This window comes from Paenibacillus nuruki, from assembly GCF_963311185.1.
In the GTDB taxonomy this organism is placed as follows: domain Bacteria; phylum Bacillota; class Bacilli; order Paenibacillales; family Paenibacillaceae; genus Saccharibacillus; species Saccharibacillus nuruki.
On the sequence record NZ_OY725677.1, the window covers coordinates 3,306,627 to 3,330,156 of the forward strand.

Genomic DNA, 23,530 nt, shown 5'->3' on the forward strand with positions numbered 1-23,530 from the left:
TTCTGTTGAATCTGATCGCGTCGATGCTTTGAGCGAATCTATTATTCAGGTAACACTTTGTATATTTCTGGATTAATCTCTGAGCTAGATAATACACGATAAGCAATAGACTTATCTTTGAATTTTAACTTTAGGATATAATTTGTATTTTGAAAATTCACTTCTTGTTGACTATGATCTAATAATTCTGCAATGACTTGTGGCCGATTGACAGTGACTAATTTAGAATTTGTTAATTGTTGGCTAAATCTATAACTCAGTTCTTGGTAATGAGTATTCGAATCTGTACTTTCTTTAGCGATAACAATAGACGTAATATCTTTTGGTTGTGTAACTAGTGTATCCCAATACCCATTCGCTTTGAGCCATGTTGCTATAGGTTGATAAGAAGTATCCCAATCATAGTAACGCTCATCTGTATTCGTTCCTTCTTCGTTAAGTGGAAATTGAATAACAAATGAAGCCCTGCTCCCTACTATAGAACGGTTTAATGGATTTTGAATAGCTAAATGCTCTTGTAGAATTAAATTCTTTAATTCTTTTACTTTAGCCGGATTCGTAACTACTTTAGACTTTTGACTCACATCCGTATTGTAAATACGAATCTTACCTTGATATTTTTTGAGATCATCTAACCTATAATAGACTGTTTTATATTCTTCTGTATTAGTAATTTTTTCTAGATCAGAAGCATACATTTTATCTGGTAACACATATGATCTATACATCAATTCACCATTTTTTAATTGATACGCTATTTGAAAAGGATAATTAATAATCTCTGTGTTTTTATAATCAACTTCAGGTTGATCTTCTACAACTTTAGCTTGTAATGCAAGAATGGATTGAATATATTCTTGATTGGAAGATAACTTTTCTTTTTTTATACCATACTGACTACTCATATAATCATATTCAAACAGTTGTCCTTGCGCATTATTGCCTATATATACACTTTGAACCTCAGCTAACTCAGGCACTCTTTTCTCATAACCTGTCAGGTTAGTAATCGGAAGATAAATAATAAAGCCGACAATAATACTGTAACCTAACATACGCAACATCATTTTCCAATTAAAAATGTACCATGTTTTGCGAATGAGCATCTCAGCGATAAAGTAGCCTACGATAATACCTAGAATATAAATACTTATTGTTAATACTACATTATCAAATGAAGGAACCAGTCTCCAATACGTTCCTAGTGTCATTGATGCACAGAACATAACACCGATTCGGAAAATCGGATTAAAATAGCGAAAAACGATCGCTTGACTTGCTGCTTCAGAAGGACGTAATTTATAAAGAATATACGTTAGTATTATGAACACAACTGCTAGAATCGCATATATCCATCCTTCTTGTAAAGACAATGCTTCTCCAGATAATGCTCCAATCCGAACAAGTGGAGAAGAATAATCGTAATTTGTTACCATTGAACTCTCTTGCATATAACCGTATAGATAAGCAATAAAATGCTGTTGGAAAAACATAATAACGACTACTGGTAACAAGAGTAAAATCCCTGTAACAATCATTTGCAAAACCGATTGTCCAATACATACGCCAACAAAGAAAGTAAAAGCAAATATGAACAAACTAATCACAAAAACAGTGATACCCCATTGCCATATCTGTGTGCCTGTATATTCTAAATACATCAACCTATTTTTCATTATAGCTAATAGGATCATTGTTATCCCAATAGGAATAACATTTAATAGTATCCCCACCAATAAGTGAATAGATAATAATTGTTCGCGGCGAAATGGCAAGCTATGAAATAAATCAGCAGATTTTTTATTTTGCATATATCTAGTCAAAAAGATAGCGATAAATGCTGGGAAAATCATCATGCAAAAAGGTTGTATCTGTTGTCCAAAATAAAATAAATCATCCAAGTTCCAAACAGGTTCAAATCTGCGAAAACTTAATTCATATTCATTATCTTGCGTAATGATCATTAAAGGTAAAGCTATTAATAAGCCAATTAGATACAGTACACTCAGCCATGCGCTTTGCCTAAATGCTTGTATCCATAACCCTCGATTAAAGAAGAATCGGTTGAACATCATAACCGGCGTCCCCCATTTCATAAATAAAGATTTCTTCGAGCGTCATGGGTAAAATATCAAATACATAGGGTGTATAGACGCTAAATACTTCTTTGATTCGCTCAATCTCACCTTTGATAATATAAATACCTACACTGCCTCGTTCTTCCTTATACACTACGTCCAGTAGACTAGAAATAGCATGTTCATGGCGCTCATCACGGAAAGCGACTTGTATTTTATGTGTATCGGCTTTGAGATCGTCCAGTTCTTTTTCAACTAACAATTTGCCTTTGTGCATGATGCCTACATGATCACACAAATCTTCGATTTCACGTAAGTTATGCGAAGAAATGATAACCGTCATTTCACGTTCAGCAGTCTCTTGAAAAAGAAGGTTTTTCACTTGTCGTCTCATCACTGGATCTAATCCATCAATCGGCTCATCCAAAATCAATACATCCGGTTTGCAACTCAATGCTAACCACATCGAAGCCTGTCGTTGCATCCCTTTGGAGAGGCGATGTAATTTACGTTTCATATCAATACTTGCGAATGCTGGAGCTAACTGTTGAAATCGTTCTTCACTCCATTGCGGATAGATCGCACGATAAAAGGAAGCCATTTGCTTGATAGACGTTTGTGGAAAAAAGTACGGTTGATCGGCTAAAAAGATCATCCGATTTTTCACTTCTGGTTGCTCATACACCCCTTGCCCTTCTAAAGTAATCTCTCCCTGATCCGCACGGTAAATGCCTGCTATCGTTTTGAGCAATGTTGTTTTGCCTGCTCCGTTAGAGCCTAGTAATCCGAAAATAGAACCTTTATGTACGTGTAATGATAGATTGTCGACTGCTTTCTCAACATCAAAGTATTTGGTAAGTCCTTTGACTTCAATCATGATGATGCCCCCTTTCTTGTTCTTGGATCGCTTGTTCATACAACTTCTGCAAATCTTCTTTGGTAAATCCTAGATAGATCGCTTCAGCAAACAATTTGAGCAATCGCTCACGCATATCTATCTGTTGTGCTTGAGTCGGTTGCTGTTGTTCAGGCGAGACAAAACTTCCTTTACCCGGCTGAGAATAAATATAGCCTTCTCGTTCTAATTCTCGATATGCTTTCTGAATCGTATTCGGATTGACGGTTAATTGAGTAGAAAGTGAACGCACCGAAGGCAACTGTTCTTCCGGCTTCAGTATGCCATACATAATCATTTCTTTAATTTTGTCCATCAACTGCTCATAGATTGGCTTGCGACTACGTACATCTAATTCGAACATAAAGAGCCTCCTTTCTGTATTAACTGTATTACTATTATTAGTACAGTTAATACAGATTGTCAATTGTTTTTTATGGTGAATATTGGTAAAAATATAAAAAAAGCTGTTATTCCCCAAGTCTATCAAAGGAATACCAGCTTCTTTTGTATTTCAATACACTATATATTTTGTAGCATATAGACCATCTCAAATTCATATCGTTAAACAATCATAAAGACTAAACCATCCTGCTGAGCAAAAGCTTTTTCAAAAAGTTCAAATACGGATTCCAAATGAGGAAGTAAGTAACCATCGACCAATTCTTCATAGGTCTCATCGCTTTGCATTGGAAAAGCAAGCATAATCATTGCTCGTTCATCCAATTGCTCGATGTCCATCTCGGGAATGTTTTTCCACTTTTCAAAATCGATGCGCTTCGTGAGGTTATCAGTCTGCTTCAATTCAGGAATCTGTTCGGCAATCTCAGCTACTTTCTCAGCAGATAAATAAAAAGAACCGTATTCAGTCGCCTGACTGTCTACCTTATACTGCTCCCCTACTGGAACTAACGGAATATCTGGAAACATATCTACAATCAGACTCCACGTCTTATCAATATCTAACGCTGGCTCTTCTACATGACCAGCCAAGATGTCTTCCAAATTACCATGTTCTTGATAATACACACCCGTAATACCCATATCCAACATCTCCTTTAACAAGCATTACCCGATTATAAGACTTACGATTGCAAAAACGCTTGATACCGATCCAATTGAGCTGCTAATTCTTCAAATAAAATAAAACGAGCCGCCCGATACACTTCTTTCCCTTCCATCATTAACAACAATACCGGCGAAGTAAAAATCATATACTCTCCTGCCAATTCAGGCACATCTTCCATATACACAAATGCACCTGCAATATGCTCATATCCTTCTAACAACGTAGTTACTTTCGGCTGAACAGCTTCACAAACACTGCAATTCTGCGTTTTGAGCATTAATAACGTTAATGGATGCTGACGAACAAAATCATCTACCTGCGCTTTCTCAAAAAGTCTTTCCATTTCTATCCCTTCTTTCCCACACTATTTATAGTATATATTTCTATCCTTCTACTCACTTCCACCATTATACCTAACCTCTACTGCATTACGGATGACACTTAAACAAAATTAGATCGTTATTGCAGAGTCTATAACTCCTTATATGTACTCAACGCACATCATTCCCAACCGAAAAAAGGCTGCCTTTCTGCTAAACTCCGCAGAAAAACAACCTTTACTTCACCCTTTTGAACACATATATACGTTATCTTTATCTCTCTAATTATCTCTATTCTCTCTCTATTATCCCTTACATACTATATTTCCTTCACAATCCCAACCTACTACCACACTATATCTAATCTTTTAAAATCCTTGTTTTGTCACTCCCCCGCCTGAGCGAAGGGAAAGAAATCAATTCGAAAGGAGCGAAGCGTTCGCCTTGTAAGACTCGGATTTTGACTGCAACGCAGTCGTTCAAAAAAATCCGATCTTACCAGCGGCCGACAGAATGATTTCTTTCCCATAGCGGTCTCTCACAAAACCATTTTAAAAATCAAATTTAAAATCATCATCAGTCAAACGCTCAACGTTCATCGCACGCACATAACCATTACCTTTTTTCGAGAAAAAGTCATGTTGTTTCGTATGTGTACTGATACCGTTGAATACGATTGGATTCACTTCTTCTTCTGCAAAAACAGGATCAAATCCCAAGTTCATAAATGCTTTATTTGCATTGTAACGAAGGAAGACTTTAACATCTTCAGTCAGACCAATCGGATCATAAATCTCTTCGGTATACTTCTCTTCATTTGCATGAAGGTATGTCAGTAGACCTTCTAAGATTTCATACACGTCTTTTTGCTCATCTTCTTCCAGATCATTGTAGATTTCTTGTGCAAGTACCCCTACATACACACCGTGAATACTTTCATCACGTAAAATCAAATCAATAATCTCACCGCTACATGTCATTTTACCTTGTCCTGCTAAATAAAGCGGATAGAAGAACCCACTGTAGAACAAATAACTTTCTAGCAATACAGAAGCCGCCATCGCTAAAAATAGCTCTTTTGGCGAATTAATATTCAAGTAGTACTGACGGATCGTTTCTGCTTTGGTCTGTAGACGTGGATTATCTTCAACCCATTGGAAAATCTTATCGATTTCTTCAGTGGAAGATAGTGTTGTGAAGATACTGCTGTATGATTTCGCATGAATCTGCTCCATCATCGCCATAAAGCCAAGTACCGCTTTACGTTGCATGCCTTCGACGTGCTCCAATACTTTAGGCATCCCTACGCCACCTTGAATCGTATCAAGTAGCGTCAATCCTCCAAGCACTTTCATATAGGTGTCACGTTCAATATCACTTAATTGAATCCATGACATTTTATCATCAGACAACGGAATCTCATCATCCGTCCAGAATTGCATAATATTTTGGTTCCAGAACATCATTGTGAAATCATCATCAGGACGGTTCCAGTTGACAGCTTTGATAGGTCCACTCATAAATCAAAATTCCTCCTTGGTAAACGTTTAAGGCATACAAAAAAGCCTAAAAAAACAGGCTTTCTTGTACAGTCCATTACAGTTATATTGCTATAGCATTAGATTAAAAAAAGATTACACCGAGCAAGTAATACATTCTTCTACGCTAAGCAATTTGGTACGTGTATAGTAAAGTGATTTTAGACCTTTTTGAGCCGCATAGAGGTAATAACGAGCCAATTGACGAGTCGTTACATCGCTACCTACATGAAGAACTGTTGAAATTCCTTGATCGACATGATTTTGAATTTCAGCAATCAGATCCAATACTTTAAATTGATTCATTTGGTAAGCTGATTTGTAGTAGAAATAGTTATCCTGTTGCATATATGGCATAGGATAGTAAGTCGTTGAGTTCGCATACGTACGTGTCTCAATTTGTTCTACAATCGGCATTACACTGGATGTTGCATTTTGGATATATGAAATACTTGCTGTTGGCGCGATTGCCAAACGGTAAGCATGATAAAGACCGTGTTTCATCACATCAGCTTTCAGGTTTTGCCAGTCTGCTGGTGTTGGGATATACATATCACCGAACAAGTCGCTTGCGCGCGTCGTTGCTGGGCGATAATCGGTTTCTAAATAACGATCAAAGTATGTTCCTTTTGCATATTCTGATTTCTCAAAATCAGCAAAAGTCGTTTGACGCTCACGAGCAATCTCCATACTTTTCTCTAATGAATAGAAGTTCATCATCATAAAGAATGTACGTACAAAGTCTCTTGCTTCATCGCTCTCATAAGCAATTTTGTTCTTCGCAAGATATCCGTGCAAGTTCATTACGCCTAGACCGACTGAATGCATTTCACGGTTTGCTTTAGCTACACCTGGTGCATTTGCGATATCTGTCATATCACTTACAGAAGTTAGACCCATAATACCTTCATGAACCGATTCACGAATTTTGCCAAGTTCCATCACGTTAACCATATTCAGTGAACCCAAGTTACAGCTAATATCACGACGAATGATATCGTCTTGACCATAATCAGTAATCTCAGAAGTTTCTTGCAATTGGAAAATTTCTGTACACAAGTTAGACATACGAATAGAACCGATATCTTTTAGTGCATGACCGTTATTCGCATTACTTTTGTTCATAATGTACGGATAGCCAGATTCCAACTGTACACTTGCGATTTTGGTTAACATATCACGAGCGCTCATAATGGCTTTCTTTTTGATACGATCATCTGCAAGCAATGTATCGTACATTTCATCGATATCTAGATCATCCAGATATTTACCATATGCTTTGTATACACTGTAAGGAGCAAATACATGCAATAGTTCGTTATCTGCTGCTAATTTATAGAAGCGATTCGGTACAACAAGACCGATTGACAATGTTTTGAGACGTGTACGCTCATCGGCATTGATTTTTTTGCTATCCAAGAATTCCATAACGTCCCAGCCAAAAATATTGTAATATGCTGCGCCAGAACCTTTACGTTGCCCCATTTGATCTGCATAGGAGAAAGCATCTTCCATCAGTTTCAATACAGGCATAATTCCTTTAGCTGCACCTTCAACACCTTTGATCGGTTCACCACGTCCACGAAGTTTGGACAAGTTGACCGCTACACCGCCACCGATTTTGGATAATTGCATACAAGTGTTCAATACATGGTTGATCGAGTTCAGTGAATCATCCATTTCAAGTAAGAAACAAGATACCATCTCACCACGACGACTTTTACCTGCATTCAGGAATGTAGGTGTTGCTGGTTGTAGACGTTGTTCCATCATCGACTTAGCAAGCGTCTTGGCATTCACTGCATCTCCGCGTCCCAAATGAAGAGCTACAACTGCAACACGATCTGCATAATGCTCTAAATATTGACTACGGTCATTTGTTTTTACTGCGTAATCCGTATAGAACTTGGATGCCGCCATGTAAGATGGAAATTGGAAATCATAGCTATGTGTAATCGCATAGACTTCTTCCACATCTTGCGAAGTATAATTTTTGTACATATCTTCATAGTAGTCGTTATCAATCATATAACGTACTTTGGTTGCTGTATCCGGGAAGTTGATACTTTTACGAGCTACCTCTTCCATATATTCTACAACTGCTTCTTTATCTTTATCCAAACGGAAAAATCCACTCTCATCCCGTTGCATCAGTAAGTTGTTCAATTCAATATGCCGCAATTTTATCTACCTCCTGTTGAAATCGTTGTGCGTCTCCTGTTGTACCTGCTAATTCGAACTTGTACACCACCGGTACATTATAACGTTCAGAGATCAGATCAGCACTGCGAGCGAATTTGTCACCCCAATTACGATTGCCACTTGCTGCAACTCCAATCAAGCGATTGTGATTTCTCTCCAAAAAGTGAACTACCTTATCAGGAATCTGACCAAATCCAGTTGTGTACGTAACCAGTACAAAAGGTTCATTCAACGTCAGCGCCTCATCAATCTGTACAGCTTGTACAGCAGGTAATTTCAATTTGTTGATAAATCGTTTCACATTGCCTGTTTTGGAATCATAAGCAATTAGCATGGTGTGACATCTCCTTCTCGGTTCAATATGTAGTACCCTTCGTCCGTTCAATCACTATATAAATACAGATAACAATGCTCTAATATCATCTCAGTGTTATCTGCTCTAGTGCGTATAATTAGCTATAACCTATATATTCTCTGCTCAAACATCGCAACCGCAATATATAGAAGACTTTATCAAAGATATACGCTATATATAGTGTTGTCAATAGGAACTGAAGGTCTACACCGCCGTCCAAACATGCCTTAAAAACGGTCTAATTTTTCAAAAATCCAAGTACAACGGGGACTTATTCGAACACGTATTTTACATACATCTCGATAATCATTTATAAAAAAATAATTTTCTTGACATACTAGATATAGTGCATTCTGTTTTTCTTTTTCCCGAACATTTCCAGATTATGCAATGAACATAAATTCACTTTAAAATGAACATAAATTCCGGTCTATTTAGACGCTCAAGTATAAAACTTTAGCTGTTCTTGAACAAAAAAGCAAATAAAAGTTTCTTTAAATTAAGAAAGTTTGGCATAGAAATACACATGAGGATTACACATGGTTTTTTTCTTGTATTTATTACCATATATTGAAATAATTAAAAGCGAAATTGCAATCGCATACAATTTGAATAGGAGGATATACGTATGAAGAAAATGGTTTACTTCTTGCTTTTATCTGTACTTGTTCTGACAAGCAATCTCTTCTCCCCTGCTTCATCATCTGTATCTGCGGCTGATTACACCCAAGGAGCCACCACTTCAGGCACAACAGCAACAATCTGGTTCTCTTCGAGTGTAAATACATCATGGGTAGATATCCATTACTCGGTGAACTCGGGTAATTTGCAAAATCTGCGTATGACGTATGATAGTGGATCTAAGCGGTATATTCAAAATGTATCCAATGTAGCAACCGGTCAAGTGATCAAATATTCATTTACGTACAATAATGGAACTTCTGCTTATGATACCCCTAGCTTTAGCTATACCGTCACATCCGGTTCAACTACACCCACTAATCCCGGAACAGGTTCTGATTCAATCTACAGTATACCTGCGGCTTCTATTCCTACAGCTACAGGTAATGGCGTACTATCGTTCAAAGTACTTAATGGTACCAAAGGTGCGTATGCAAATAATCAGATTTACTGGGGCATTCTCGGAATCAATCCTGCTACTAAACAATGGAGTTATCTCGATAATAGCGGTCAGCTCAAACCTATCTCTACCGCACTCAACAATGCTACAGGGCATCTCACCAAAAATGGAGTCAATTACGCCAATATCTACAGTACGCTGGATCAGATCAATTGGGTGAATATGCCGAAAATCGATTCCGGTCGAATGTTTATCTGTGTAGGTTCACCTTGTTATATCAAAACATATGATGATGGATTTGCAGGCCCGGACATCAATAACCCTGCTGACCCTAACCGTAATATCTATTTTGATTTTGTAGAATTCACTGTTGATGGTACTGGATATCATGGAAATACGACACGTGTAGATGGTTTTGGTTTTCCTTTACAGCATCGCCTTGTGAATCGTGCAGGTAACTACGATCAGACGGTAGGCGAATTGGAATCAGAAACACGATCAGGTCTATTTAGTAAGTATCGCAGTGAAGTACCTTCAGCATTCCAATCTCTTGCCGACGTACAAGCGCCTTACCGGATCGTAGCACCCATTCATGGAGCATTCGGGGTAAATGGTACACAAGCGAATTATTTTGCTGGATACAGCAATTACAGCACGCAGGAGATCTTGTTATGTAATGGTAGACTTGCAGAGGATTCAGGTACATGTTCAGCGATCAATCGTCATGTCTATGACAATCAAGCGAACTGGAGTAATCCTGCTCAATATTACAAAGCTGCACCTGCTAATTACTATGCGAAGTTCTGGCATGATCATAGTATCAATCGCTTAGCGTACGGATTCGCTTATGATGATTACAATCAACAAGCTTCGTATCTCGAAGTCGGTGATCCTAAAGGATTGATTATTCGGGTCGGCTGGTAAAACGATATACGATAATCATATACAAAAAAGCCTGCTTCTACGGTCAAAGTCATTTTGACAGTGTAGAAGCAGGCTTTTTTCTGTTCAATCATGATGCCTTGTATATGTTACAAAAATGTATTCTTTAATTTAAGTAGTTATTCAAGCAGATCGATCCATGTTGACGTACATTGATGATATACGTAGATGTATTCAATGTTTTTTGAATAAGTGCTGTGTATTCGCTGACTAATTCTTTAGGTAAAATCGTCAAAATAACACCTGCAAATCCGCCACCATGTACACGACATGCGCCTGCTTGTTTTTGCTTCAAGAAGATCTCAGTAATCGCCAAAGCAATCGAAATACTTTGCTCACGGGTATGGGAATCTTGATATACGTTTTGGAGCCATTTCCATGATGAATTACCAGAACCAGTTATTAACTCTAGGAAATGATCCCATTCGTTGGCTTGTAGCGCTTTGACCTGCTCATCGACACGATCATTTTCTTCTAAGAAATGAAGTGCACGTAATACTGCACGATCTCCTGTCTGTTCGCGAAGACGTGCCAAATTGCTATACACTTCTTCCAGACTAATCTGACGACACACTTCATGACCTAATGCTTCCGCAACCGCCTTCATTTCTTCCGGTACAGCCGCATAATCAGCAGTTAGATCGGCATGGTTGCCTCCTGTGTTTACGATAACCATTTCATATCCTTGTGCATCAAAATCATAAGGAACGTGTTGAATCGCAGGTTCTTTGGGATTAATGAAATCGATTGCAATTAATCCACCATGCGCACAAGCCATTTGATCCAATAGTCCAGAAGGTTTATTCCAGAATTTATTTTCAGCATATTGTCCAATTCGAGCCATATTGACGATATCGACTTTGCTGTCATTGTAGAACGTATTTAAGATGCTTGTGATCAACATTTCGAACGAAGCAGAAGAGCTCAATCCAGAAGCTGCCAGTACATTTGTAGAGACATAAGCATTGAATCCGCCTACATGTAGTCCCCATTTCACAAAGCCCGCAACGATACCACGGATCAACGCGAGTGTACCGCCTTCGCCTTCAACAGGTTCTAATTCAGACGTATGGATTTTGTATACATCACTATAGCCTTCAGACACAATTGTAATATAAGGTTTATCTACAGGTACTGCTGCACTGATTGTATCTAGGTTGATACTGGTTGCAAGCACTTTACCGTAGTTATGGTCGGTATGATTACCACCAATTTCACTTCGACCTGGAGAACTGAATAATTGAATATTACCATCTCCAAATTGTTGGTGATAACTGTTCATGAGTTGTTGGTAACGATCCAATTGGTGCTGTACTTGTTCTTGTCCGTACATATCTACAAGTAATTGTTGCATCTTGTCTGTATTGTATTGTTGCAAGTTTTCTGTAACCGTTCTCAATTGCATGTTAAATATCCCCTTTAATATTAAAAATAGTTTCTCCCATGTTGCTTATATCTGTTCCTATATTGATTGTACTGAAATTTTGCGGAATTGTCAGGGTATTGTTGCAATGATTCTGCACTTTTTGGAATAGAATCGTTTTTGATTTCCATTTATAGAATCATCTTAACTTAATTTGTTAAATAATTAACTTGAATACGCAGCTGTCTTTCTAAAGCTAAGCCGTCATCATAACCGAATTCTTCTAATTTTAATCCGTAGATTTGTCCATTTTGTACAGCAGGGAGTTGGCTCCAAATAGGATGTTGTTGCATCATCGATTCCATACCTTCCAACCAGTATGCCGGAGCAACAATAAACATATGATCTGCTGCATACTGTGGCAAAAGATGTTCTGCAATCAATTTAAACCCTCCTGCTTCCAATATATCGTGACGAATAGGACAAGGTGGATTTAATTTGAGGGCTCGATACAAGTTATAACCTGCTCGGGTCGTTTCTCCCCAGATCGCAATCTGATGATCACCACACATCTCATACAAACCCACAGTCTGCTGAGTGACCTGTTCTAGTTCTAATTGTTGTCTAGCGACTTCGATCTGATATTGATACTGTATGACCCACTCTTCTGCTTGATGCTGACGATTAAGAATTTGCCCCACATACAACAATTCATCAATAGGACTGCGTACACCCCGTTCGATGATAAATAGCGGCGCAATCGATTTTAATTGTTCAAATAATTTGGGATGATCTAAGATACAATCAGCAATAATAATCAGATCCGGTTGCACATCGTCAACTGTACATTCAGGTAACTGTAGTTGCCATTCTGTTGGTAATTGATGAGCTCCTTTATCCAGATTCCATATCGGAACCGAAGATAATTCTTCTTCTAATAACTTGGAGTGTTGATTGATCTCAAACACAGTCGCAAGTGGAGTAATACCTAGTGCCAATAATGTACCTGCAAATGGAAAAGCAGCAATACGTTGTGTTCCTTTGCGTGCTCGAAAAGCTCCGGGAGTCATGCCGGTAAATGAACGGAATTTTTTACTTAAATAAATACCATCACTATATCCTATTTCTTCTGCAATATGATGTAAGGTATTGTCTGTGCATAACAAATGTTCTTTCGCTTTGTTAATCCGCCAGATCGCAAGATAATCGGAAAAGGTATACCCTATTTCTTTTTTAAACACTTCGGAAAAGTAATGTGGATGCAGATTGGTCTGTGCTGCTACACTTTCACGTGTTAACATCTGCTCTGAAGCATAACGAATATAACTGGCGATCTGATGCATAGAACGGGTTACATATTTATCATTAGACCCATCCGATGAACAATCGATCCGTTGCAATAATTTGTGCAATAAGACATGAATCTGCTCTGTGTCTTGATCGACGTATAATAACATTTGTTGAATTAGCTCAAACGAATAGGCGGTATTACGACTCACGATCGTTCCATGCTTAGGCAAGCTTTGATAACATAACTGGTAGCTCATCTGATTCATGCAATCTTGTACTAGATTATAACGCTCACAAGTGATGATATGTAGACATCCTTCTTCACCATAAGAGAGCTGTAGCTCTGTGTCCGGGTGTACAAATAATAGCTCCCCTGCTTGCAAATACCATGCTTCAGGTTGATCCTGTATTTCTATAGTTGCATTAGACTCAGGTCTAACGGTTACGGTTCCTTTTTCTAAAGCCAAAATTAGAAGATGCTCTGAGCGTAAAGGAGTCATACAAGCAGCACGGTTATTCATAACAGAATGCGTAGGAGTAAGATGACAAGAGTAGATCGATTTGCATAGATCTAATATCGGATGCATGGCTGGCTGAATCATAAACGAATGATCACGCTGGCTACTCTGGTAAATATCCATACTGCAAACCTCCTCTGTAAATGATACCTTTTATCATTTATCTGTTAGCATTATATAATGTGAGAGAACTGTTTGTATAATGTAGTCATCATATCTATGCTAAAAAGCCTGCTACTTTTTAGGGATTATCTAAATTCTAATCCATAAAAGCAACAGGCAGTTAACAATTATTTAACTATTTGGACTTTACTTTCTTTTTCCAGCAGTATAAAAGTTCGGTAAAGGTACGGTCGACCAGTCAATATCAGAACCAAAATAAAAATCAGTATATGTCGGTTGATTATACGTTGTATTCTGACGAGCCACTCCTGTACGATACTGTGTATTATGCAATAATGTATACAATTTGTGGTTGGTGACTTCTGTACTCAGATAGATACGAATCGCTGAACTATCGGTTGTACGTACCAGCATTTCTTCACGCCAATCGCCAAAGATATCCGCTACCAGTGAAGGTGTGCCTTTCGTATCATTATTGGTTAGCGTGCCTGTTGCTGTAAGCACTGTTCCTTTGCGCCAATCTTGAATGGTAGGTGTCACTTCACGAGCACCATCAATAATCTGAGTAGTTAGATCAGCGCCCCATTTAATATTCATATTGGTTCCGGGGATCTTGGTTCCGATCTGCTGACCATCAGCTGTACGCATATCTATTGACCATGCTTCAAGACCCGGACGAGAAGGATCAATATCGCCAATCATGCCACGTCCTGTATCTTTACCACTATAGGCTCCAAAAATCACTTTGCCTGTTTGAGCATCACGCATACTATATCCATAAGGCGCATACGTTCCACCTTCATGCACCATATAGATTTCCATTCCCGGACGGTTCGGATCAATATCAGTGACATGCATCGCATCTCCATGTCCAAGCCTTGCTATCACTCCCGGTGTTGCGCTGTTAGCAGGCATCATATCCATTGAACTATAAAGTAAGCTACCATCATCATCTACTGTAGCAGAGCCGTATACAATCTCATCTTTGCCATCTCCATCTACATCTGCCATCGTCAATGAATGAGCACCTTGTGTAGTCAGTGTACCCAATTCAGGATCGGTTCCATTAACACCATGAGGGCCATCGTTAAATGGATTGCTCATCGGCGTCCATCCACTATCTGCATTCCACACTTTTTGCAAATGACGTCCATCCCAATTGTAGGATACAAGCACAGAGCGTGTATAATATCCACGTGCAAATACAGCTGAAGGTGTTTTACCATTGAGATAAGCTACACCTGCTAGAAAGCGATCTACACGGTTGCCCGGTTCGATTCGTGACATCGCATAATCGCCCCACATCAATCCATCATCATGTCGATCGGGTTCATAAGCTATCGTTTCAAGTTCTTTCCCTGATTCGCCTTCAAAAACAGACAAGTATTCTGGTCCGTCTAAAATAAATCCTTCAAACGTCCGCAGATCATTCCGTGCACTACGTGAAGGAGCATACACATCCATAAAGTAGTCGGTCAACGCTTCTGCATCAACACGAGATAATGGATAATTGTATTTAGGCGCAATCCCAAAACATTCTTCAAGCGTCTGTGGCCAGTGACCGTTCTTCACTTCTTCTTGATCACGCCATCCCATAAACATATCCACCACATGATCATAGTAGCCACTACTGCTTAAACGATAATCATCGGTATTCGCATACCCTGCTTTTTTATCGGCTTTGGGTAATGTAATGTATTTCTCAGAAGAGACTTTACCACGTGAATTATAACGAATAATCTTAGTGCCTGGCGCTGTTTTGAACATCATTTCGGCTTTGCCATCTCCGTCAAAGTCATACACCATAAATTGTGTATAATGTGCGCCCGAACGAATATTCACACCTAGATCAATCCGATACAACAGTCGACCATCTAACTGATAAGCATCGATATACGTATTGCCTGTGTATCCTTTCTGCGAGACATCTTTCGCATTGGAAGGGCTCCATTTCACAAAATATTCGTAAGCTCCATCTCCATCGACATCTCCTACGCTCATATCATTCGCAGTATACGTATAGGCTTCACCCGCAGGCGTCACCCCATCCGCCGGTTTTTGCAAAGGCAGATCATAATAGGTGTCGTTCCAGACTGTTGCAGGAGCACTTAATTTCTTTTTGTCAGGCTTGCGTAAATCTTTAAGATCGTAGTTAGTGCTATACGTAGTTAGATTGGATTCTTCTATGTCGGTCGTCTGTGTAGACGATTCGTTATACGCAGATTCTGTCACTGTCGCTACTGAATGATCGGTACGAGGCTTTTTCGGTTTGATTGGGGCTACCGTGTATTTAGCAGTTGTTGTTCCCTGACGATCCAGATAATTCGTGCTATCTGTCACCACTGTTAGAAATGTACCATTGCGATACAAAGCAAAATCAGTGCCTGTAAGCCCTGTCTCTGAATAACCGTTGGCTTCATCTCCAAGTAAGCGCCAGCTTAGAAAAATACCTTCTGCTGTTTTGGCTGCCACCAATCCTCGATCCAGATATTCCAATTGAACACCTTTATTGGCTTTACTTTTAGAAGATGCAATAGACATATCTGTAGAATCAGCTGCGAATAATCCACTTGTTGGTAATATCAGTACGATGCCTAAAGCGGCGGCTACGATTTTAGTTGTTAACGAATATTGCTTGTCTTTCATACCCCTTCACCATCCTTATCATTTTGGTAACGCTTACAAATGTGAATAAGTGAATATTACTATGCAGGTTATGCCCTGCTTGAACCGTACGCTACACTCCTCCTTTTCTATAACATTCGCTCCATGATCTTGTTCTATTATTTATTACAGGTAGCTCTTTTATTATAAATTTGTGATGTTCTCAAAGGTGTACACAAATCAGAGACATCTGTTTAAATAACAGTGCCGTTGTATACGCTTATTTTTTTGTATAATCGGTTCTATTGGTATGTTTTGTTGTACTGATCAGCTATATATCTTCTTTAATGTTATATTAACTTACATATAATTTATAAATGTGCATAAATTAAAGTCTTCAAATTATATTTCTGCACAAATACATATAATATCTATCGTCAAAATAGAGATACAAGCGATATTATTACGTTAATTCATTGTTTTGTTAACGTGGTATGTCAAACTATATTCAAAAGGGGCGAATAATATGGACAGTAAACCAAGTGGTGGTAAAATTTTATCTTTAGGATTACAGCATGTACTGGCTATGTACGCAGGCGCTATCTTGGTACCTTTGTTAGTTGGACGAGCATTGAATCTGACAGCAGAACAATTGTCTTATCTGGTCGCTATTGATCTATTAACATGCGGGATAGCTACCCTGTTACAAGCGTGGAAAAACAAATATCTAGGTATCGGACTGCCTGTGATGTTAGGAAGTTCTTTTGTAGCGATCACACCTATGATCGGGATCGGCAATCAGTATGGACTTAATGCGATCTATGGTGCGATTATTGCTGCTGGATTATTCTTCTTTTTATTCGCTGGCTTTTTCGGCAAAATTATTCGCTTATTCCCTCCGGTTGTGACTGGAACGGTTGTAACTGTGATTGGTCTTTCCTTAATTCCCACAGGTATTCGCAATATGGCGGGTGGAGCTAATAGCCCTGAATTCGGTAGCCTCACCAACTTTCTTCTTTCATTCGGCGTACTATTACTCATTTTAATCATCAATCGCTTTTTCACCGGATTTATGCGTTCGTTATCGGTATTGATAGGCATTGTTGCAGGTACCGTTGTTGCTTTTATGATGGGCAAAGTCAATTTTGCCAGTGTAGGCGAAGCTTCTTGGTTTCATTTACCACAATTCTTCATGTTCGGCACTCCGGAATTCAAGATTGCGCCGATCTTAACGATGATTATTGTATGTATGGTCATCGTTGTTGAATCCACAGGTGTTTTTCTAGCTTTAGGTAAAGTATGTGATCAGAAATTAACCCCGCAAGATATGACGCGTGGTTATCGTACCGAAGGACTAGCGATTGTACTGGGAGGAATGTTCAATGCTTTTCCATACAACACTTTCGCTCAAAATGTAGGGCTTGTAGAATTATCCCGTGTCAAAACACGTAATGTAATCGTTGCTGCGGCAAGTATTCTTATTGTACTTGGCTTGGTTCCCAAAATTGCTGCACTGGCTACTATTATTCCTGCTGCCGTTCTAGGTGGAGCTACAGTCGTATTATTCGGAATGGTTGTCGCTTCAGGTATTCGAATGCTAACCGAAGTGAACTTCAAAGATCAACGCAATCTGCTAGTCGTCGCTTGCTCGATCTCGCTCGGAATTGGAGCAACTGTCGTACCGGAGTTGTTTGCAGGGCTTCCTTCAGCACTACGTATTATTGTAAGTGATGGTACGATCACAGGTAGCCTATCTGCTATTCTATTGAATCTATTTTTCCATTTACCTATCCGATTCAAACGTCCTTCCACCTTACCTGCCAAAGTCGAAACGATTGAGCAACATTAATACCGTATGACTATCTATAGAAGAATGTAATATGTACTATAAAAAAGCTACTTTTCATGGATTCAATCTATCCTAAAAAGTAGCTTCTTTTTGCTTATTTTGCTAGTCATTCTCCTGAAAGGCAAGACATAGATCTAGTTTCACGGTTATAATAGAGTCATACTGTATATACCAAAAATAGATGAACACGATAGGAGCTGCTCATGTCTAATCAAAGTATTATCTTTTTCGATATTGATGGAACATTATTAGATTTTGATAAAAAGTTACCCGAAAGCACTAAAAAAGCGATATTCGATCTCAAAGCACGGGGTCACGAAGTTGCGATTGCTACAGGTCGTGCGCCTTTTATGTTTGACGATATTCGTGAGGAACTTGAGATTGATACGTATGTCAGTTATAACGGTCAATATGTAGTGTTACGTGGAGAAGTGATCTATACCAATCCGCTGGACAAAGACGCTTTACTTCAATTGACGCAGACGGCATTAGAACAGAATAATCCACTCGTCTACATGGATGCTGATGATATGAGAGCAAGTGTACCGGAAGAAGATGAAATGATCACAACCAGTATTCATACGCTCAAAGTCAATAAGTTCCCAACATATGATCCTTTATATCATCAAGGTAGAGAAATGTATCAATGTCTGCTGTTCTGTATTGGTGATGCTGAGAAGAAATATGAGCAAGAATTCAAATCATTTGATTTTATCCGCTGGCATCCGATGTCTGTCGATGTTCTACCCAAAGGTGGTTCCAAAGCACATGGCATCGCCAAAATCACCGAAAAGTTAGGCTTCCCTGAAGAAAGACAATATGCGTTCGGTGATGGACTTAACGATGTGGAAATGCTCAAACAAATCTATAACAGTGTAGCGATGGGCAATGCTGAACCTGAAGCCAAAGCGGTTGCTCGCCATATTACCAAATCTGTAGATGAAAATGGAATTTTACATGGACTACAAATGGTCGGGTTGTTAGACTAATCATTTAACTTTTATAGCAACTATCTTCATTTATTCCCCTTTTTCTCCGATATTTGAAAAGGATGTAATTTTACATCTTTGTCAGATCTATAGAGAAAAAGGGGATTTTTCACAATGAAAAAAGGATTGTTATGTCTGTTGAGTTGGATTATGGTATTTGTCGTCATTATGCCTAGCCATACCACTCATGCTGTCAATGTAAAAGGAAGTACATATCAAAGCGTATTTTTATTTGTAAATGGTACATTTCAGATCACCCAGCAATACACCCAGTTCGTGAACAACAACAAACTGTATATTCCGATTAAGATCATGGATCGGATTCCAGGTATCACAATTCAATATGGAAGTCCGCTTACGATTACTGGTAATAAAGGTAGTATTACGGTCAATGAATCCAATTCATTTGCTTATGCAGGTGTAACTTATGTGATGTACAAATCGTTGTTAGCGATTACCGATTTGGATGGAAAATATGCGTCTAGTGCTCAATCCTTATTTATTTGGAGTGATGATGAAGGCAAGCGTGCATCCAGTGAGATTTTGACTAACATTAGTCAGCTTCCTGCGAAGTACGGTTATTTTATCGGTCAAAAAATATATCCATTCTATTATCCGGGAGCCTACTGGATCACCAATATACGCTATGCTTCTTCCAGCTTGTCTCTAACGATTCAAAATAAATCAGGCGATACGTATGAGTTCAATAGTCCAGTATCTGATTTGGACTTTCTGTTAGATAGCGAACTGACATCATTTAACCAGAACTGGCACGGCAAATTTGTCTGGTTCGACAATCGCGCATATAACGGAAGCGATCTTAACCATTTGGAAAAGTTAACATTTATCGCTGTGCGAGTAAATGATCAAAATGATGCTTTTGTTACGTTGCAAAAATCCAATGGCAAGCAAGTCCGGATCAAACTCAATCGACAATATGATACAGGTATGATGCTAAGTGATATCTTATGGGCCAAAAATCCACGCACTGTGTACAATTGGAGCAATAGTGTCTGGACAGCTATTAGTAAAAATAAATTATTAAGCAATATGACCCGCGAACAGGTCACATTATCCTGGGGCGAACCTTCTGATAAAAATACGTATCAATCATCTTCTTTAACGTATGAGCAATGGATCTATTCTGGAGCCTATCTGTATTTCTGGAACGGTCGCCTCAGTTCAGCACAAAGTCGTTAAGTCAAAATATATGAAACCAGCTACTTCTTCCACAAGAATGAGCTGGTTTTTTGTTTGAATGAAATAAGCACTTTTATTGATGTTTATTTTAAGTTTAGTTGAAGTTTAAGAATGGACATTGTATGATAAAGATAGAGGTGAAAATTATGAGTACATTAACAGAACGAGAAATTGCTTTGGCAGAAGCCATTATAATTCCATCTTTAATTGCCCAACAATTGGATCAACAAGATCAGGTTCAATTATCTACTTTTCTCAAAGTATTACTTAAATATATCGAAAAGACGTCTCCTGTATCTGCTGAACACCTTGTGCAACAAATTCATTTAGAAGATGATTTAACTGTGCAACAATTACAACAATATTTTCAATTAATTCTTGTTCATCAAATCAATATAGCGACTGACCCTACGATTTCGAACAAAAAATATACCACTGGAGATATTGCACGCTTTTTTGGAGTCAGTGTAGCTACAATCAATAATTGGATCCATAAAGGTCGAATTGTAGGTGTAGAAAAAGGGGAACGTTTCAAACAAGCACGTATTCCAGAAGATGCTATTTATCTGTCCACTACTGGAGAAAATATCACGATTAAAGAAGCTTCTGAGTTATACCAAACTGAAGTAGAACGAACATCTCTTCGTCCTACAACAGCTATTGAAGAAATGAAAGAACTGATTGATGCGATTTATCATTATGAACAAAAGTACAAGGGTACTTATGAAGAAGTGACAGTTACATCTACTATAATGACATCACAACAACAACGCGATTTTACAGAATGGCAACAATTGTTGCGAACATTACAGGATTTTAAACGATGACTGTACGTTATCCTTCTAATATTACACTTATAGAAAAAGAATTTCGTCACATCATTACAGATCTGCGTGATGGAGACGGTTCGGGGCTTATGAGTAGCTTATCTTTTCAACGATATACTATTGTTTTTATAGATGGTGGTAAGCTTAGAATAACAGAACGAATCAGTAAAGGTATTATTGACTATTCCTATTATGATTGGGAACAATCAGAAGGTAGAATTATTAAATTTCATTCTGAACCGCATCCTGATGACCCCAAATATCAGACGTTGACTGAGCCCCATCATATTCATCCACCTGATGAAGCAAAATTGCATAATCTAACACGTTATTCTAACTTTTATCATCAAGAACTTCCTGCTATTCTCGAACTTATTTTTATTCATATGATGAGTAAAGAAACATTGTAATTCTATCGAAGTATGTACATACAACAAAAAGGAGAGCTATCTATAGGATAGCTCTCCTTTTTTAATATCATTATAATAATGACTTCTTCATTATGGAGTTGTGCCCCATACTAACGTACCTTTATTGTAAATACTTGCTTTGTTCCAATCGGTTAGCGTAGTCTGATTAGCTCCATAAGAGTAATCGTTAGCTTCATTATAATTACTCCAATCGACTGGATGAATACGAGCTTGGATATCTCCGCTTTGTCCTCCAGCTGGAATAGAACCCGCTCCACTCCCAAAACTGAACTCGACATAGCGATTAGCTGTCGTTTTGGATACTGTCGGTGTACCAAACGCACCGCTAATATGAGTTCCACCTACACTCGCCCAGTCGATAAAAAATTGTTGCTTTTGCTGACTTTCATCACTGTAATAGTAACGAATTTTGAGATCACTTAGATCTACAGCTGTACTGCCATTGTTTTTAATATTGAAAATAGGTCGAATGGCATTATCGGTCGGATTACTATCACCATTACGATATTGCAATACCAGTTTGCTTTTAGTATCTGTTGGTGTTGTTGTACCGGTATCTCCACCTGTTGTTGGAGGCGTTGGAGTGTCTGTATCTGGTTCTGTTGTGGTTGCTCCTAGACGAATCTCATCACGTACAAATTTGCCTGAAGTCGTCAGATTATTCGCTGTCCATCCACCGCTAGAATTGGCTCCGGCTACAAGTGCTGCTGAAGCTTCATTTTTATCTGCGAGTGACCAGTTTGCCCAACTAATCTTACGATTGGCTAAGAAATTAGTCCATACTTTCGATTCGCTTAAGAAAGGTCCACCATTCCCTGAAGCGTCGCTAGTTCCCCACTCGGTGATAAACACAGGGGCTTTTTTGCTAAGTGCATAATCGATCCGATCTCGTAAAAATTGTCCGTGGGTCCCTGCATAAAAATGGACTGCATACATCGTATTTTTATCAGGCAACTGGTTGTCTGCCGCATCGTGTACATCCTGACTCCATGTACCTGTACCTACAATAATAATATTATCTGGATCTTTGGCACGAATGACCTGCGTTACTTCTTGCGCATATGGACGAATCTGCCCATTCCATGTCACTCCACCGTTTGGTTCATTAGCTAACTCATAGATCACGTTCGGTGAATCTTTGTATAGACCTGCCATTTCACTGAAAAAGGCTTTGGATTGCGTTTTGTAAATATTCGGATCATTATCTGAAAGAATATGCCAATCGATAATCACATAGACGCCAAGATCCTGCGCTGCTGCAACCGCTTCTTTCACTTTATTTTTAAGTGATGGATTTGAAATGTATCCATTTTCTGCGGTATACATCGCTACACGGAATACCGTAATTCCCCAGTCATCTCGTAACCATTTCATCGTATCTTTATTCACATAGTTGCCATACCATTGAATACCATGAGAACTCATTCCTTTTAATTGTACAGGCACGCCATTTTTATCGACCAATTGTCCGTTAGCAATCGATAATTGACCATACTTCTGCACTGGCGTTGTCGCTGCACTTACTTGTGGTACCCAGACGGAAGTGGTTAGCGATAACGTCAATACAGCAGTTAATACCGAAGCGCTCCACTTCTTAAACATCGTCTTTTTCATTAATTATCAGCTCACCTTCTTAATTAATGTAAAATTATGTTATTTTTAGATATTCACCTATTATAGAGTAACTTTAGTCATAAATATAGTTTTTTGTGTAAAAGAGACTAATTAATACCATAATATAGGTGATAGTATGTATTACCTTATGCAGGTGATCTGAATCTGTTTTAACACCATTTTCCTTATTGTTATACTGTTACTTTTTGAATATATAAAAGCAATACAAAAAGCCAACTCAC

Annotated in this window: 18 protein-coding genes; 6 read left to right on the plus strand and 12 right to left on the minus strand. The window is 38.5% G+C overall.

Features of this window, described 5'->3' with window-relative positions:
• Positions 1 to 41: 41 nt before the first annotated feature.
• The 8 genes from RCP16_RS14705 to nrdI all read right to left on the minus strand — a co-directional run bounded on the left by RCP16_RS14705 (position 42) and on the right by nrdI (position 8,436).
• Positions 42 to 2,075, minus strand: coding sequence for a hypothetical protein (locus RCP16_RS14705; protein WP_308640645.1), 2,034 nt, complete (start codon positions 2,073 to 2,075; stop codon positions 42 to 44).
• Positions 2,050 to 2,955, minus strand: a complete 906-nt coding sequence (locus RCP16_RS14710; protein ID WP_308640646.1) for an ABC transporter ATP-binding protein — start codon at positions 2,953 to 2,955, stop codon at positions 2,050 to 2,052. Before RCP16_RS14710 ends, RCP16_RS14705 begins: the two co-directional genes overlap by 26 nt.
• Positions 2,948 to 3,337 carry a GntR family transcriptional regulator gene (locus RCP16_RS14715; protein WP_308640647.1) on the minus strand — a complete coding sequence of 130 codons (390 nt, stop codon included), beginning with the start codon at positions 3,335 to 3,337 and terminating at the stop codon, positions 2,948 to 2,950. Before RCP16_RS14715 ends, RCP16_RS14710 begins: the two co-directional genes overlap by 8 nt.
• A 200-nt stretch (positions 3,338 to 3,537) precedes the next feature.
• Positions 3,538 to 4,017 carry a hypothetical protein gene (locus tag RCP16_RS14720; RefSeq protein WP_308640648.1) on the minus strand — a complete coding sequence of 160 codons (480 nt, stop codon included), beginning with the start codon at positions 4,015 to 4,017 and terminating at the stop codon, positions 3,538 to 3,540.
• 41 nt (positions 4,018 to 4,058) lie between these two features.
• Positions 4,059 to 4,385 (minus strand): thioredoxin family protein, encoded by a 327-nt coding sequence (locus tag RCP16_RS14725; RefSeq protein WP_137221231.1) that lies wholly within the window; start codon positions 4,383 to 4,385, stop codon positions 4,059 to 4,061.
• 528 nt (positions 4,386 to 4,913) lie between these two features.
• Complete coding sequence (gene nrdF / locus RCP16_RS14730; RefSeq protein ID WP_069326737.1) at positions 4,914 to 5,882, minus strand: class 1b ribonucleoside-diphosphate reductase subunit beta; 969 nt, start codon at positions 5,880 to 5,882, stop codon at positions 4,914 to 4,916.
• Between the two features lie 114 nt (positions 5,883 to 5,996).
• Complete coding sequence (gene nrdE / locus RCP16_RS14735) at positions 5,997 to 8,081, minus strand: class 1b ribonucleoside-diphosphate reductase subunit alpha (RefSeq protein WP_069326738.1); 2,085 nt, start codon at positions 8,079 to 8,081, stop codon at positions 5,997 to 5,999.
• Complete coding sequence (nrdI, locus tag RCP16_RS14740) at positions 8,068 to 8,436, minus strand: class Ib ribonucleoside-diphosphate reductase assembly flavoprotein NrdI (protein ID WP_069326739.1); 369 nt, start codon at positions 8,434 to 8,436, stop codon at positions 8,068 to 8,070. The genes nrdE and nrdI overlap by 14 nt, the downstream gene beginning before the upstream one ends.
• A 649-nt stretch (positions 8,437 to 9,085) precedes the next feature.
• Here nrdI and RCP16_RS14745 point away from each other — a divergent pair.
• Positions 9,086 to 10,462, plus strand: a complete 1,377-nt coding sequence (locus RCP16_RS14745; protein WP_137221235.1) for a glycoside hydrolase family 64 protein — start codon at positions 9,086 to 9,088, stop codon at positions 10,460 to 10,462.
• 124 nt (positions 10,463 to 10,586) lie between these two features.
• Here the strand turns inward: RCP16_RS14745 and RCP16_RS14750 are convergent, their stop codons facing one another.
• The 3 genes from RCP16_RS14750 to RCP16_RS14760 form a co-directional block, all read right to left on the minus strand.
• Positions 10,587 to 11,885 (minus strand): galactokinase, encoded by a 1,299-nt coding sequence (locus tag RCP16_RS14750; RefSeq protein WP_308640649.1) that lies wholly within the window; start codon positions 11,883 to 11,885, stop codon positions 10,587 to 10,589.
• 167 nt (positions 11,886 to 12,052) lie between these two features.
• Positions 12,053 to 13,774, minus strand: coding sequence for a helix-turn-helix domain-containing protein (locus RCP16_RS14755; RefSeq protein WP_308640650.1), 1,722 nt, complete (start codon positions 13,772 to 13,774; stop codon positions 12,053 to 12,055).
• Positions 13,775 to 13,960: 186 nt separating this feature from the next.
• The gene (locus RCP16_RS14760) at positions 13,961 to 16,420 is read right to left on the minus strand and encodes a rhamnogalacturonan lyase (protein ID WP_308640651.1); all 2,460 of its coding nucleotides are present in this window, start codon (positions 16,418 to 16,420) and stop codon (positions 13,961 to 13,963) included.
• Positions 16,421 to 16,904: 484 nt separating this feature from the next.
• Between RCP16_RS14760 and RCP16_RS14765 the strand changes: the two genes are divergently transcribed.
• From RCP16_RS14765 to RCP16_RS14785, 5 genes are all read left to right on the plus strand, one after another.
• On the plus strand, positions 16,905 to 18,227 hold the full coding sequence (locus tag RCP16_RS14765) for a nucleobase:cation symporter-2 family protein (RefSeq protein ID WP_308640652.1): 1,323 nt from the start codon (positions 16,905 to 16,907) through the stop codon (positions 18,225 to 18,227).
• A 203-nt stretch (positions 18,228 to 18,430) separates the two neighbouring features.
• Positions 18,431 to 19,216 (plus strand): Cof-type HAD-IIB family hydrolase, encoded by a 786-nt coding sequence (locus tag RCP16_RS14770; protein WP_069326745.1) that lies wholly within the window; start codon positions 18,431 to 18,433, stop codon positions 19,214 to 19,216.
• A 114-nt stretch (positions 19,217 to 19,330) separates the two neighbouring features.
• Positions 19,331 to 20,416 carry a hypothetical protein gene (locus RCP16_RS14775; protein ID WP_308640653.1) on the plus strand — a complete coding sequence of 362 codons (1,086 nt, stop codon included), beginning with the start codon at positions 19,331 to 19,333 and terminating at the stop codon, positions 20,414 to 20,416.
• Between the two features lie 146 nt (positions 20,417 to 20,562).
• Positions 20,563 to 21,243, plus strand: coding sequence for a helix-turn-helix domain-containing protein (locus RCP16_RS14780; protein ID WP_308640654.1), 681 nt, complete (start codon positions 20,563 to 20,565; stop codon positions 21,241 to 21,243).
• A complete protein-coding gene (locus tag RCP16_RS14785) occupies positions 21,240 to 21,653 on the plus strand; it encodes a toxin-antitoxin system TumE family protein (protein WP_273593299.1) in 414 nt (137 codons plus the stop codon). The genes RCP16_RS14780 and RCP16_RS14785 overlap by 4 nt, the downstream gene beginning before the upstream one ends.
• Positions 21,654 to 21,743: 90 nt before the next feature.
• On the opposite strand, the gene RCP16_RS14790 is transcribed toward RCP16_RS14785, so the two are convergent.
• Positions 21,744 to 23,288 (minus strand): cellulase family glycosylhydrolase, encoded by a 1,545-nt coding sequence (locus RCP16_RS14790; protein ID WP_308640655.1) that lies wholly within the window; start codon positions 23,286 to 23,288, stop codon positions 21,744 to 21,746.
• Between the last annotated feature and the right edge of the window lie 242 nt (positions 23,289 to 23,530).